At 73.8% G+C, this 629-nt stretch carries 1 protein-coding gene; it reads right to left on the bottom strand.

From position 1 onward, the window contains the following. The coding region (locus tag CS062_RS26530) for a hypothetical protein (RefSeq protein WP_158238932.1) at nucleotides 1-629 on the bottom strand (629 nt) is incomplete at both ends.

Here is a 629-nt window from a genome sequence, read left to right as displayed (position 1 = left end):
TGGCGAGCGGCGGCTGCAGCACCCGCAGGCGCTGCAGCGTCCGGGCCAGCGCCTGGCGCGGCGCCGCGGCGAGCTCGTCCGGCGTCATCTCCGCGGCCAGCTCGCAGGCGCGGGCCACGGTGAGCAGGTGCGCCGAGCAGTTGCCGCTGTCCACCGCCGAGACATAGCCCGGGGCCAGCACGACCAGCGATTCGGTGTCGTACCAGTTGTAGAAATGGCCCTGCCAGCGCGGCAGGCGCTCGAGCGTGTCCAGCGTCGCCGACAGGCGCGTGGTCATCGTGACCAGGCCGATGAAGCCCAGTTCGCGGGCGCAGGCGACGGCCAGCAGGTACAGGCCGATGTTGGTCGGCGAGGTGCGATGCGCGACGAGCAGATGCGGCGTCAGCTGCACGTTGTCGGGCGGGAGGTGGTTGTCGGCGGCCCCGACATGCGCGTCGTAGAAGCGCCAGGTGTCTCGGGCCAGGCCCCAGAGATAGTCGCGACCCTGCGGATCCAGCGCGGCCTCGCGGTGCAGCAGCGGCCGGCGCGGCGCGCTCGCCCACCAGATCCACAGCGGCGACAGCGCCCAGAGCGCCAGCAGCACGACCGCGGCCGCACCGTCCACCGGCGCGCCGGACAGCGCCGCCACC

Origin of the sequence: Roseateles chitinivorans, from assembly GCF_002761755.1 — a bacterium.
In the GTDB taxonomy this organism is placed as follows: domain Bacteria; phylum Pseudomonadota; class Gammaproteobacteria; order Burkholderiales; family Burkholderiaceae_C; genus Roseateles; species Roseateles chitinivorans.
Note: the sequence above shows the minus strand (reverse complement) of the source record. Positions and strands in the feature narration are given on the sequence as shown.